Genomic DNA, 15,144 nt, shown 5'->3' with positions numbered 1-15,144 from the left:
CGGGCTGGTCCATCCCCATGGTGCGCAGCACGTTGGTGAGCTTGCCGACCGCATTGCGCAGGCGGTCCGTCGACGCCTTGAGGGTCTGTCTGTCCGGATAGGCCTGCAGCTGGTGGGACAGGTCGTTGATGGCGTCGAGGTCCGCTTGGTCGCGCGAGCCGACCAACTGCTCGAACGTCCCGCGGGTTGCGCTGCATGACGCATCGGCGTCGCAGACGGGGTTGCCCTGCAGCGCCGCCAGTACCGGGCCGATCCAGGCGAACATGTTCTTGGCGGCCGAGAAGTTCCACCCCATGGTGTTGGTCAGCGAGTTGACGTGGTCGACGAGCTGGGCCGCGATGTCGACCTCCTTTACCAGCGTGTCGCCGCTGTACTGGTTCTTCGTCGAGGACAACGCGTTTTCCAGTTCCTGCACGCTGGCGGCGAGCTGGCTGACCTGGCCGCGCACGTCGCCGAGGCTGTCGGCCAGCGTGCCGGCGCCTTCGACCAGCCGGTTGAGGTCGTTTGTGTGCTCGTTGATCAGGGTGGACCCGCCGGCCAGAAATGAGCCGATGGCGCCCGCCTGATAGGTGGCCCGGAATTGTTCGGGCACGTTTCCGGTGGGACGGGTGATGCCGCTGATCGCGGCGATGTTCGGCAGCTGGCTGACGCGGTCGGCCATCTGTTCCAAGTCCGCCAGGGCCTGCGGCGTGCGGAGGTCATGCGGCGACTGGACGAGGATGTACTCCGGAATCGACTGATTCACGGGGAAGTGGCGATCGAGCGCGGCGTACCCGACCGAGCTCGGGGCCGAAGGGCGCAGGGCCTTGCGGTCGTCGTAGTTGTAGCGCACCAGGCCGGCGCAACTCGCCAGGATGATCAGCACCAGCAGGCTGGCAACCAGGTGGGCCTTCGGCCGGCGCACGATGCGGATGCCCGAACGCCGCCAGAACCGGGCGGTCAGCTCGCGCCGGGGCTTCACCCAGCCGCGGGGGCCGGCGAGCACGAGAATCGCGGGCAGCAACGTCATCGCGGCGAGGAATGCCACGCCGATCCCGATCGCCGACGACACGCCGACCGTTTCGAAGACTCCCATCCGGGCGAAGCTGATGAGGAGAAAGGTGAGGCCCACGGTGGTGGCGGACGCGGTGATCACTTTCCCGATCGAGATCATCGCCCTCTTGATCGCCTGGTCGTAGTCCGCGCCGGTCCGCAGATAGTCGTGATATCGGCTGGTCAGAAACACGGCGTAATCCGTTCCGGCGCCGGCCATGATCGCGCTCAGGAACACGATGGACTGGTTCGAGACGCCCGAGCCGGTGAGCTGGGAGTAGCCCGCCACCAGCGCCTGGGCGATCACCAGCGACAACCCGATCGTGATCAGCGGCAGCAGCATGGTGACCGCGCTGCGGTACACCACGAGCAGGACGATCAGCACCAGGACGGAGATAGCCAGCTCGATCGGCAGCCGGTCCCGATTACCCGCGACTGTGAGATCGGCGACGGTCGCCGCGGGGCCGGTGACGTTTACGGTGAGATGCGTCCCGGGTGGGGCCTGTTGCATGGTGCGTTTGACCAGGTCGGCGATGTGGTTGAAGGCGGCGTAGGACTGGGGTGTGCCCAACTCGCCCGCCACGCCGACCGGCAGCACCCAAGCCTTGTGGTCCTGGCTGGTGACGACCGAACGCAGCGGTGGCGTGCTGATGAAATCCTGCAGCATCACGACGTCTCGGGTGTCCGCGCGCAGGGCGTCCACCAGTTTGCGGTACCCGGCCTCGTCGGCGGGGCCCAGTCCCTTGTCGTCAGTCAGGACCACCAACAGGAGGTCTTCCGACGCGGATTCGTGAAACGCCTCGGTCATCTTCCGCGCGGTGACGTTCGACGGTGCATCGCTGGGCAGGATCGCGAGCGGATGCTTTTGCGCCATCTCGTTCAGGGAGGGGAGGGCCAGTGGCAGGGCCACCGCAATCGCGACCCAGAGCCCGATCACCGCCCAGGGCCACCGCACCACAAAATCGGCTAGCCGTCGCATATTGGCCTCACCTCAAACCACACTATTTCCCATTCCGAGACTATTTCCCATTCCGCGCCATCGAACTACTTCACGCTAGGCGACGCGTCCCCAATGGCCGCTGTCGGCGACCCGCGCGCACACGGACTTCATTGCTTCCATGTAGCGGGTGACCGATTTCAGGGCGACGGGATTGTCGGGATACATGATCGCCATTGCCGTGCCCTCGCCGTACCGAAACACGTAAATGGTCAATTGATACGAATAGCGACCGTCGGAATAGATTCCCAAATTGTTGGCATAACCCAGGTCGGCCGCGGCGAGGACGGCGTTAAGAGGTGCGGCTCCGCCATGCAGGAAGTTCGACACCGGAAAATTCGGCTCCGGCCACTTCAACCACGGCGCCAGTTCCAACACGCGGTAGTACGGCACCTTCGACAAGTCCAGACCCGAATCGAAGGAAGCCTGCGCCGCCCACGCGGCCTCGGCGAAGGAGGCCGCCGCTATTGGCACGGTGATCGGAACCAAGCCGGTGAACCACCCCTGCGTCATGAAATTGTCGGTGGTTCTGCGGGTGTCCCTGGGGGTGAGGCCGTAGTACGTGAGGGCACCCGTGAACTCGTGCTCTACCAGGGCGAGGCAGGCGAACAGGCCGCCGATGAAGCGCGCACCGACGGCCGTGCAGGCCGACTCGAACCGCTCCGTCTGTTCCGGGTCCATCAGGAATTCGGATAGCAACTCACTGCCGCTCGGCTCCGACGGATCACCCAGCGGGAGCGGAAATTCGGGAAAGCCGCCGTCGTTGTTCTCGGCGAAGTCGACCCAGGCGCGCACCTGCGGCGACTCCAGGGTCAACGCCGACACGTACTGGCGCTCGCGCGCGCAGAAATCGTTAAAGCTGCCGGCCGCGGGAAGCGCAAGGGGTTCACCGCCGCCGCTCAGCGCCGCATACATCCCGCTGGCCTCCAGCATCGTCGTCCCGACCAATGTCGCGTCCCCGTGAACATGATCCATGGCGACAAAGAAAGTGAAATGGTCCTCGTTTCGGACGATTCCGAAGGTGAAACAGCCCCACTCCAACGGATTCGGAATGGCCACCAGATGCGCCCGAATCTCCTCAACCGTCATTGTGCCGTGGTCGATCGGCGTGAATTCAATATCGGCGGGATCGCTGAGGGTGTGCCTGATGAACTCGCCATTTTCAGTGGGTTCGAACCAGCTGCGGAAGGTGTCATGCCGGCGCAGGTACGCGTTGACGGCGTGATCCATGGCGGCGATGTCGCACTGGCCGGGTACCTCGCAGGTGGCGATGATCTGCCGGGAGAAGTCCAGCCCGGCGGCCGTGCGCTCGTGGTAGTTGCGAAGATGCTGGCCCTGCATGTAGCTGACGGGCACCGAACTGACCGGGGCTTGGCGGGCCTTCTCCTGGGACGCGGCGGTCGGATGCCACGAGATGACCGTCCCCGCGGTTGGCGTCCAGTCACCGAGTGAGCCGATCCTGATTTTCCCGATGCGCAATATGTTCTCCCCGAGTTTCACGGCGGCACTTCGGCCCCGCCGGTAGCGAGACCCAAGATAGCCCCTCCGGCTGCCACCGTCCCCGACATGCACACATCGGCGCCCAACTGCTCATCGGGACGGCGGGCGCCGAGCGTCGAGCGCACCGCCCCAAGGGCCCCGCCGGGCCTTGCCGGCGGCCGCAGTTGACGACATCCGCGCGTCGCGGTGCCGGGATCCGGCCGGCGCTTGTAATACTGGTCGGCGTAGGCGATTCGGCTGCGGCAACCCGGCCTGGATGTGTAGATTCGCGATGACAGTCGCTGTAAGGCAGTACCCGGGGGGGTTCTGCCAGCTCTGGTCCTGGGTGTGTGCAGTGAGCGGCCTAGGACGTGGTTCGAAGCAACCACGGCTCCGGCGCCGCAAGGGCCCGCGGGCATCAAATTTTCCGGTCGAAACGGGGAGGACAACCGCATGACATCCGTCGAGGACCCTAAGGAGCGGACGTCGGCTTCCGGGGGCTTCGCGATCGTCGGGTACGCGGCGCGTTTTCCGGGCGCGGCGGATGCGGACGAATTCTGGCGGGTGCTGGCCGAAGGCCGGGACGCGGTATCGGAGGTGCCCGAGGACCGGTGGGATGTCGACGAGTTCTTCGATCCGGATCCCGATGTGCCCGGCAAGGTCGTCACCCGTCGGGCGGGCTTCGTCGATGACGTAACCGGTTTCGACGCGCCGTTTTTCGGCATGTCGGCGCGCGAGGTCAGGTTGATGGACCCGCAGCATCGGCTGCTGCTGGAGACCGCGTGGCGGGCGGTGGAGCATTCGGGCACCGCGCCAACGGCTTTGGCGAACTCCAACACCGGTGTCTTCGTCGGTTTGGCCACCCATGACTACCTGGGGATGGCTTCCGGCGAGCTGGCTTATCCCGAGATCGAGGCCTACATGGCGATCGGGACGTCGAACGCCGCGGCAGCTGGCCGGATCAGTTATCGGATGGGGCTGCAGGGCCCTTCGGTCGCCGTCGACACCGCGTGCAGTTCGTCGTTGGTGGCGATCCATCAGGCATGCCAGGCGCTGCGCCTGGGGGAATGCGACCTCGCGCTGGCCGGCGGCGCGAACGTCATGCTCACCCCGGCGACCATGATCACCTTTTCCCACGCGCACATGCTCGCGCCCGACGGCAGGTGCAAGACCTTCGATGCGGCCGCCGACGGCTACGTGCGCGGCGAGGGTTGCGGTGTCATCGTGGTGAAGCGGCTTGAGGACGCGATCCGCGACGGTGACCGCATCAGGGCCGTGATCCGCGGCAGCGCGATCAACCAGGACGGCGCATCGGGTGGCCTGACCGTGCCGAATGGCATTGCGCAGCAAAAGGTTATCGCCGAGGCGTGCAAGCGCGCCGGCATCGCGCCCGGCGACGTCGGCTACCTGGAGGCACACGGAACCGGGACATCACTGGGCGATCCGATCGAGGCGCAGGCCGCAGGCGCGGTGTTCGGCGAGGGGCGCGACCCCAGCCGTCCGCTGTTAATTGGTTCGGTTAAAACCAACATCGGCCATCTGGAGGCCGCCGCGGGGATCGCGGGCGTGATCAAGGTCATCCTGTCGCTCGAGCACGAGTTGCTGCCGCAGCACCTGCACTTCCGCACTCCGTCGCCACACATTCCGTGGGAACGGCTTGCGGTGCAGGTCGTGCAGGAGGCCACCGCCTGGCAGCGCGACGGGCGGCCACGCATTGCGGGAGTCAGCTCGTTCGGCTTCGCCGGCACCAACGCGCACGTGATCATCGAAGAAGCGCCCGAAGAGGCGGGACAGGTTGCGGTCGCGCCCGGTACGGGCGATTCACGGTTCAGCGTGCTTCCGCTCTCGGCGCGCACGCCGGCCGCGCTGGTGCAGATCGCCGATCAATACCGCAGCTGGTTGAGCGCGCACCCGGAAGCGTCGTTGACCGACGTCTGCTTCACCGCCGGGGTGGGGCGAGCGCACTTCGAGCACCGCGCCGCGTTGGTGATCAACTCGAAGGAATCCGCCGCCGAGCTGCTCGGTGCGCTCGCGGACGACCGCCCGGCGCCGGGCCTGCTGCGCGGGCTATCCGACGACACGCCGAAGACCGCGTGGCTGTTCACCGGTCAAGGCAGCCAGTACCCGGGCATGGCCCGAGAGCTCTTCGACAGCGAGCCGGTGTTCGCCGAGACGGTGTCCCGCTGCGCGGCGGTGGTCGCGGATGTTCTCGAAAAACCGCTGCTGGATGTCGTTTTCGACGTGGACGGCCACGACAGCGAAGAGACGTTGCGGCAGACCTCCTACGCCCAGCCGGCCCTGTTCGCGGTGGAGATGGGCCTGGCCCGGCTGTGGCAGTCGTGGGGCTTTGAACCGGACGTTGTGCTGGGTCACAGCGTGGGTCAATACGCGGCGGCCTGCGTGGCGGGCGTGTTCAGCCTTGAGGACGGCGCACTGCTGATGGCCGAGCGCGGCCGCCTGTTCGGCAGTCTGCCCGAGGGCGGTCGCATGGTCGCGGTGTTCGCCGCCGCCGAGCGGGTCGAGGCCCTCACCGACGAATTCCCGAGCCTGTCGGTTGCCGCCTACAACGGTGCCAACACCGTGCTTTCGGGGCCCGCGCAGGATCTGGACCAGGTGGTGGCCCGGCTGGCGGCCGATGGTGTGCGATGCGACTGGTTGGACACCAGCCACGCCTTCCACTCGTCGCTGCTCGATCCGATCCTCGACGACTTCGAGTCGTACGCGAATCGGTTCGACTTCAGCCCTCCGCAACGGATTTTGGTGTGCAACCGCACCGGCGCCGCGCTCGGCAGGAGCGTGCGGCTCGACGGCGCCTACTGGCGTCGCCACGCGCGCCAACCGGTGGAGTTCGCCAAGAGCGTGCGCACCCTCGCCGAGCTGAATTGCAAGGTGTTGCTCGAGATCGGCCCGCAACCGGTGCTCACCGCCGCGGCCCTGCGGGCCTGGCCCGACCCGGGCACCGCTCCGCGGGCGATCGCCTCATTGCGTCGCGGCGCCGCCGACCACTGCCAGATCGGCGAAGCCCTCGCGGGCGCGTACGTCATGGGCCACCTGCCCGACTTCGCCGTCGTCACGGGACCGGCGCGCAAGCTCGACCTGCCGACCTACCCGTTCCAGCATCGCGAGTACTGGTATCGCGACAATCGGGAGCGGCCCAACCAGCAGCAGCACGCCGCCACCAGCACCGAAACCGTCCGGCTTCTCGAGGACGGCCGGATCGAGGAACTCGCGGCGTTGCTCGACGGCACGAGCGGCGACCAGCAGACGGTGCATGTGCTGAGAAAGCTTGCCGCACAACACAACCAACAGCGTGACACCCGTTCCATCGCCGATGACCGCTACGAGGTTCGCTGGGAGACGTCCACCGCCGAGCCCCCGAGGGTCCCAGACCCCGACGCCGGGCGATCGGCATGGCTGCTCATCGGCAACGATGCCGAAGCGGTTCGGCCATTGGTCGACGCGCTGACCTCGCGTGGGCACCAGCACCGGATTCTGGGGTTGCCGGTGTCCGACGCCGACGAGGAGCACCTCGCGGCCGCCTTGCGCGCCGCGGAGGCGGACGAATCGACGGTGCGTGTCCTGCACGTCGCGGCCCTCGATTCCGGCACCGCACCGTCGGCGCGGTCGCTGTTGCGGATGCAACACCGAATCCTGGGCGGAACACGGCGGCTCTTCCGCGCCGCGGTGTCCGCCGAACTGCGCGCGCCAATCTGGGTGGTAACCCGTGGCGCGCAACGGGTCACCGAGGCGGACAGCGTGTCGCCGGATCAAAGCTGCCTTTGGGGATTCGGTCGCGCAGCCGCGCTGGAGCATCCGCAAGTGTGGGGCGGACTGGCCGACTTGCCGCCCGCCAGCGAAAACGACGTCGAAGAATGGTCGCGGCTGATCGACCGGCTGACGGCAGCACCGCGCGACTCGGGCGTCAGGGAAGACCAAGTCGCGCTGCGTGATCAGGCCGTCTACGTTCCCCGGCTGGTTCGACGAGCCAGCCCGCCGGCCGCCGCACCGCTCGCGCTGCGCGACGACGCAACCTATCTGGTGACCGGAGGGTTGGGTTCGGTCGGACTGGAAATCGCCGGCTATCTAGCGGCCCACGGCGCCCGGCATCTGGTGTTGACCGGCCGGCGCGCGCCCAGTGACGCCGCGCAACAGCGCATTGATGGCATCCGCGAACAGCACGGTTGCGAAGTCCGGGTCATCGCGGCCGATGTCGCCGATGCGCACGAAGTCGCGCGCCTGTTGGCCACCGTGCAGGCCGAACTGCCGCCGGTGAAGGGCATCGTCCACGCCGCCGGCGAGATCGGCACCACCCCGCTGCGCGCCCTGGACGACGACGAGGTCGACCGGGTGTTCGCCGGGAAGGTTTGGGGCGCTTGGAATTTGAGCGAAGCCTCCCTCGACACGTTCGGCCTGCAGCTGGACTTCTTCGTAAGCACCTCGTCGATCGCCTCGGTGTGGGGCGGGTTCGGTCAGACCGCCTATGGCGCGGCCAACGCCTTCCTGGACGGGCAGGCCTGGCGGCTGCGCGAGCACGGCGTTCCCGCGATCAGCGTCAATTTCGGTCCCTGGTCGGCGGGCATGGCCGACGCGGATGCCCGTGCCCGACTGGATCGGCGCGGGGTCCGGACATTGGCTCCCGCCGACGCGCTGGCGGGGCTGGCCGAGCTCATGGCGGCTGCTGCGGCGCACGGGGTGGCCAATGGCGTTGTGGCCCGGATCGACTGGGCCCGCTTCCTGCCGCTCTACCAGCAAGCGGGACGGCGGTCGTTGCTCGCTGAGCTGGAGCGCGAGGCGCCGGATTCCGTTGCCGCGCTGCCATTGTCGCGGCCGTCCGGGCCGACCCGACTGGTCGAGCAGCTCACTAACGCACCGGCGCAGCGGCGCAAGAAACTTCTCGTCGATTACCTGCGCGAGGCGGTGGCGGAGGTGACGCGCGTCGACGCGTCGGAGATCCGCGAGGACGCCGGGTTCTTCGATCTCGGCATGGATTCGCTGATGGCGATCGAATTGCGGCAGCGCCTCGAGCAAGGAGTGGGCAAGGAGATACCGGCGACGCTGGCGATGGACCACCCACGCCTGGTGGACGTGGCGGACTACCTGCTCGCCGACGTGCTGGGGATCGGCGAACAGACCGAGAGCAAGCCCCGGCCGGCGGCAATGACGACGCGCACGGACGAGCCCATCGCGATCGTCGCGGTGGCGTGCCGTTTTCCCGGCGCACCGAATCCCGAAGCGTTCTGGGAGGTGTTGGCGGGTGGTGTCGACGCGATCCGGGAAATTCCGGAGGACCGTTTCGACGTCGACGAGTTCTACGACCCCGACCCGGAGACCCCGGGCAAGATCTACAGCCGCTTCGGCGGATTCATCGACGAAATCGACGGGTTCGACCCGGAATTCTTCGGTATTTCCCCGCGCGAGGCTGTATGGATCGATCCGCAGCAGCGGCTGATGCTGGAAACCGCGTGGGAGGGCCTGGAGCGGGCGGGCTACTCCCCGGGGGCCTTGCGCGGCAGCCGAAGCGGCATTTTTGTCGGGGTGGGTGCCAACGAGTATTCGCATCTGCTGTCGGCCGGTTCGGTCGAGAAGCTCGAGCCCCACTTCATCACCGGCAATGCGCTCAATGCCATTTCGGGCCGGGTTGCGTTCGCACTCGGACTCGAGGGACCGGCCGTCGCGGTCGATACCGCGTGCAGCTCGTCGCTGGTTGCCGTCCATCAGGCCTGCCAGGCATTGCACTCGGGTGACTGCGATTTGGCGTTGGCCGGTGGGGTGAACGTGTTGCTGAGTCCGGTGACCATCATCGCCGCGTCCCGCGCCAGGATGTTATCGCCCGTCGGGCGGTGCAAGACCTTCGACGCCTCCGCCGACGGCTATGTGCGCAGTGAAGGCGCCGGCATCCTGGTGCTCAAGAGGCTGAGCGACGCAGTGCGCGACGGTGACCGGGTTTGCGCGGTCATTCCCAGCAGCGCGGTCAATCAGGACGGCGCATCGAGTGGTTTGACGGTGCCCAATGGTGGTGCGCAGCAACGGCTTATCAGCTCGGCGCTCGCTCGCGCCGGTCTGACCGGCGGGGATGTCGACTACCTGGAGGCGCACGGGACGGGTACCGCGCTCGGCGACCCGATCGAGGTGCAGGCGGCGGGGGCCGTCTTCGGCGCCTCCCGTGACGCCGACCGGCCCCTGCTGATCGGATCGGTGAAGACCAACATCGGCCACCTCGAGTCGGCATCAGGGGTCGCCGGTCTGATCAAGGTCGTGCTGTCGCTACAGCACGAAATGCTGCCGCAGAGCCTGCACTTCGAGACGCCGTCGCCGCACATCCCGTGGGATTCGCTGCCGGTGCGCGTCGTCGACAAGGCGATTCCGTGGCAGGCCAACGGAAAACCGCGACGCGCGGGCGTCAGCTCCTTCGGCTTCACCGGCACCAACGCGCACGTGCTGATCGAGGAGGCGCCACCGCTCTCGGCGACCGCCGACGAATACTCGACCAGCGACGTCTTTCGCGATGACACCGCGGCAGCGGAGTCGGATGCTCAAGATGAACCGGTCGAGGTGCTGGCGCTGTCCGCGCGGTCATCGGAGGCGCTGTTGGCGTTGGTGCAGCGATACGGGGAATGGCTGAATGCCCACCCGAAGGTCGACATCGCCGACGTGTGCTTCACGGCCGGGGCCGGGCGTTCGCATTTCGAGCACCGGGCCGCGCTGGTCGTGGATTCGGTTCAGGGCGCCCGGGAGGCGCTGGCCGAGTTGGCCGAGAACCGGATGCGGCCGGGAGTGGTGCGCGGCGAGTGCACGGACCCGCCGACGACGGCGTGGTTGTTCACCGGGCAGGGCAGCCAGTACCCGGGGATGGCGCGCGAGTTGTTCGACGCGGAGCCGGTTTTCGCGGAGACGGTGACCCGCTGCGCGGAAGCGGTCGACGGAATGCTGCCGCGCCCGTTGCTGGAGGTGCTGTTCGCGACGGACCGGGAAACCGCCGGTGAGGCCGGGAAGATGCTGCGACACACCTCGTTTGCGCAGCCCGCGCTTTTCGCTGTCGAGATGGGTCTGGCCCGGCTGTGGCAGTCCTGGGGCATCGAGCCCGACGTGGTGCTGGGGCACAGCGTGGGCCAGTACGCCGCGGCGTGTGTGGCCGGGGTGTTCAGCCTCGAGGACGGGGCCCGGCTGATGGCCGAGCGCGGCCGCCTCTTCGGCAGCCTGCCCGACGGCGGGCGAATGGTGGCGGTGTTTGCCGACGCCAAGTACGTCGAGGAGATCGCCAACGACTTCCCCCTGGTGTCGGTTGCCGCCTACAACGGCCCCAACACGGTGCTCTCGGGACCCGGCGACGACCTGGAACAGATCTTCACCCGGTGCGGTGGCGACGGGATCCGGTGCAGCTGGCTGGAAACCAGCCACGCGTTCCACTCCGAGCTGCTGGAACCGGTGCTCGGTGAATTCGAGTCGTATGCGGCGCAGTTGGAGTTCGCCGTGCCGACGTTGCCGCTGGTGTGCAACCGAACCGGCGCCGTGCTCACGGCGGAAACCCCGCTGGACGCACAGTATTGGCGGCGGCATTCGCGCCAGCCCGTGCAGTTCGCCGAAAGCGTGCGCACCGTGGCCGCGCTGGGCTGCTCGGTGTTGATGGAGATCGGTCCGCAACCGGTTCTGACCGGTGCCGCGGTTCAGGTCTGGCCGGAACACCTCGCCGCGCCGCGCGCGATCGTTTCGCTGCGTAAGGGCATCGGCGACCGGCGCCAGATCGCCGAGGCGGTGGCCGCGGCGTACGTCAGCGGCCACCGGCCCACGTTCGCCGCGCTGCATCGTCCACCTCGCCGCAGGCTCGAATTGCCCACCTATCCGTTCCAGCGCCGTCACTTCTGGCCCAAGACCGCCGGCATCGCCGGCATCGACGGGCCGGGCGCCGGAGTCTCCGGAATCCTCGGCAGCGTAAAGGAGCTCGCCTCGGGCGACTCCGTCTACACGAGCCGGCTCTCCGTCAAGTCGCAGCCATGGCTTTCCGATCACGTCATCTACGGCACCGTCGTCGTTCCGGGCGCGACGTACGCGGCAATGGCCCTGGCTGCCGTCGGGCCGCCGGCGCGGGTACAGGACGTGTTCTTCTACGAGCCGATCATCCTGCCCGAGAGGGCTTCTCGCGAGGTGCAGCTGACCCTGCACCCGCTGGAGGATGGAGGGGGCTGGAGCTTCCGCGTGCACAGCCGCCCCTACGGCGTCAGCGATGCCGAATGGTCGCTGAACGCCGACGGCACCCTGAACACGGGACTCAGCCCTGTTGCTGAAGTCGAGGCGGGAGCCCCCGAATCCGAGGATTCGATCGACACGGCGATCGAGCGGATGAACCGCATGCGTCCGCAGCAGCTGTTCGAAACCTTCGCCGACATGGAGCTGGCCTGGGGGCCCAACTGGTCGGGTTCGCTGAAGTCGCTGTGGCTCGGTGAGGGCGAGGCGATCGGCGACATCACCGTCGGCGAGGAACTGGCCGAACATCTCGGAACCGAGCCGATGCATCCGGTGCTGATGGACCTGTGCACCGGCGTCGCGTTCCCGGCGTTCCCGGCGCTGCTGGCGGCCGAACAGGGAGTCTCCGACCTGTTCTTGCCGTTGCGATATGGGCAGGTCGAGTTGCGGGAGAGGATGCCGCGGCGGTTTTACTGCCGCGCGAAGTGGCACACCAGCGGCCTCGACAGCGAAACCCAGGTCTTCGATCTCGACTTCGTCGATCGCGATGGCCGCCGCCTCGGCGGGATTCGCGAGTTCACCGTCAAGCGGGCACCCCGGGAGGCGTTGTTGCGCGGCCTCGGCGGCGACGCCACCCGGCTGCTGTACACCCTCGGCTGGCATGAGGTGCCGGCCCCGCCGTCGAGCGGTGACGCCGAGGGCCCTGGAAACGTGAACGGCACCTGGCTGGTTGCCGGCCTCGATCGACTCGCGGCCGAGCTGCCCGGCTGCATCGCGTTTGATCCGGCCACCGATCCGGAGCCCCTGGGGCAGCTGTTGGCGCAGGCCAAGGAGCGCGGCATACCGTTCTCCGGGATCGTCTGGCGCAGCGCCGGACCGAGCGCGCAAGAGTCGGACGCGCAAGCCGCCGCGCGCCTCGAGGCCGGGATCGCCCAGTTGCTCAGTGTCGTGCACGCGGTACAGGCCGACGGGCAACTCAAACTTCCCAACGGGCTGTGGATCATCACCGAGCGCGCCGTCGCGACCGAATCCGGCGAGCCGGTCGACCCGGTGCAGGCGGCGCTGTGGGGACTCGGGCGCACCATCGTCAACGAGGAACCCGCCCTGCGCTGCAGGCTAGTCGATTGCGACGGGTCGGAGCAGGCCGTGCGCTCGCTGGCAGGTCTGCTCGGCGCACCGATCGAGGAGCCCGAACTTGCTGTGCGGCAAGGCAAGTTCTTGGCGTCCCGGTTGCTGCAGTGGTCGCGTAGCGGTCATCTCGCGTTGCCGCGGTCAAACGATTACGTCCTGGCACCCACCGAGCGCGGCGCGATCGACAACCTGCGCCTGACCGAGGCGGAAGTGCCGCCGCCGGGCGACGGCTACGTCCAGGTCCGCGTGGAGGCCGCGGGGTTGAATTTCCGGGACGTGCTCAATGTGCTGGGCCTCTATCCCGGCGATCCGGGTCCGATCGGCGGCGACTTTGCCGGCGTGGTCACCCAATTGGGCGGCGGCGTCACCGGACTCGAGGTTGGTCAGCGCGTGTTTGGCTTCATGCAGGGCGCGTTCGCCACCCGGTTCAACGTGCCGGCCCAGCTGCTGGCGCCCATTCCGGACGGGCTGAGCGCGGTGGACGCGGCGACGATCCCCGCTGCGGCGCTCACGGCGCGGCTCGCGTTCGACTGGGCGCAGCTTCAGCCCGGTGACCGCGTCCTCATCCACGCCGCCAGCGGCGGTGTCGGACTGGCCGCCATCCAGATGGCGCAGCAGCACGGCGCGATCGTGTTCGCCACCGCCAGCACCTACAAACGCGCCACGCTGCGCAAGCTGGGCGTCGAACACGTCTACGACTCGCGCAGTACGGATTTCGCCGACCAGATCCTGGCCGACACGGACGGCGCCGGCGTCGACGTGGTGCTCAACAGCCTGACCAACGAGGGGTTTGTCGAAGCGACCGTGCGGGCCACCGCACAGAATGGCCGCTTCGCCGAGATCGCCAAGCGCGACATCTGGACGCCCGAGCAGATGGCGGCGGCCCGTCCCGACATCGCCTACGAGATCGTCGCGCTGGACACCGTCACGTTCCAGGAGCCCGAACGCATCCGTGGCCTGCTGGCGGAGGTGTCGGAGGGGCTGGCCGCCGGCGAGTGGGCGCCACTGCCCGCGGAGATCTACCCGCTGACCGAGGCGAGGACGGCGTTCCGCCGCATGCAGCAGGCCCGGCACATCGGCAAGATCGTGCTGCAAATGCCGAAACCGCTTCAGCCGCAGGGCGATCGGAGCTACCTGATCACCGGTGGACTCGGGGCGATCGGCCTGCACCTCGCGGCCTGTCTGGCCCAGCTCGGCGCCGGTGACATCGTGTTGACCAGTCGGCGCGAACCCGACGCGGACGCGCAACGGGCGATCGAGGACATCATCGAGCGCTACCACTGCCGCGTCCACACCTTCGCGGCCGACGTCGGGGACGAGGCGCAAGTCGAAAAGCTGCTGGAGCGGATCCGTGCGGAGTTGCCGCCGCTCGCGGGGGTGGCCCATCTGGCGGGCGTGCTCGACGACGCACTGCTGTCCCAGCAGAGCCTGGAGCGTTTCCGGACGACGTTGGCGCCCAAGGCTTTCGGCGCCAGCTACTTGGACAGGTTGACGAGAGACGACGATCTCGACTTCTTCATCGTGTCCTCTTCGGTGGCCAGCCTGCTCGGCTCACCCGGCCAGGCCAACTACTCGACCGCCAACGCGCTGCTCGACGGGCTGGTGGCGGAGCGAAGGGCGCACGGCTTGCCGGCGACCGGCGTCAATCTGGGTCCGTGGGGCAAGGGCGGCATGGCGTCTTCGGAGGCCGCGCGCGCCAATCTCGGTGCGCAGGGACTGATTCCGCTGGAACCCGCGGCCGCCCTGAACGCGCTGGCCGAGGCCGTCGCCAGCGGGACCGCGCAGGCGACCGTGATCAAGGCCAACTGGCAGCGCGCCGCCAAGCTGCTGGGCAGTTCCCGCCCGCCGATTCTCGACCTGGTGCTGCCGAGTGCCGTCACGGAGCCGACCGGGGACAGCGAGTTGCTCCGGCAACTGCAGGAGATACCGGTGGCCCAGCGCGCCGGCTTCATCACCGAATTCCTGCAGCGCGAGGTGCAGGGCTTCCTGAGGCTCGCGCAACCGCCGGCCGCAACCAGCCGGTTCCTTGACCTGGGTACGGATTCGTTGATGGCGGTCGAATTGCGCAACCGGCTGTACAGCCAGTTCGGTGGGGCATTCACGATCAACGCCACCGCGGTATTCGACTATCCGACGATCGGCGGGCTCGCCGAATACCTGGCAAGCCAGCTACCGGATGCGGAATCGGAGCCGGCCCCGGCCCCGAAGGAGGCGGAAGCGCCCGCGGATGAGGCCGAGCCGCCTGCGGCGGAGCCGAGCCCGGAATCCGTTGCGACGAGCCAGGAATCCGCTGCGGGGCCAGAGCCGAGTTGATACCCCGGCGC

The 15,144-nt window shown here is 68.0% G+C and carries 3 protein-coding genes; 1 reads left to right on the top strand and 2 read right to left on the bottom strand.

Translation table 11 applies throughout. From position 1 onward, the window contains the following. The coding region (locus A5706_RS17060; RefSeq protein ID WP_082964448.1) for an MMPL family transporter at positions 1-2,011 on the bottom strand (2,011 nt) is incomplete at its 3' end. A 75-nt stretch (positions 2,012-2,086) separates the two neighbouring features. Continuing rightward, a complete protein-coding gene (locus A5706_RS17055) occupies positions 2,087-3,508 on the bottom strand; it encodes a condensation domain-containing protein (RefSeq protein ID WP_068132672.1) in 1,422 nt (473 codons plus the stop codon). Between the two features lie 453 nt (positions 3,509-3,961). On the opposite strand from A5706_RS17055, the gene A5706_RS17050 reads away from it, so the two are divergent. Further along, positions 3,962-15,133, top strand: a complete 11,172-nt coding sequence (locus tag A5706_RS17050) for a type I polyketide synthase (protein ID WP_068132665.1) — start codon at positions 3,962-3,964, stop codon at positions 15,131-15,133. Positions 15,134-15,144: the final 11 nt, after the last annotated feature.

The sequence above is a fragment of the Mycobacterium sp. E796 genome, assembly GCF_001672815.1.
Taxonomy (GTDB): Bacteria; Actinomycetota; Actinomycetes; order Mycobacteriales; family Mycobacteriaceae; genus Mycobacterium.
This window is presented reverse-complemented; position numbering and strand designations above follow the sequence as displayed.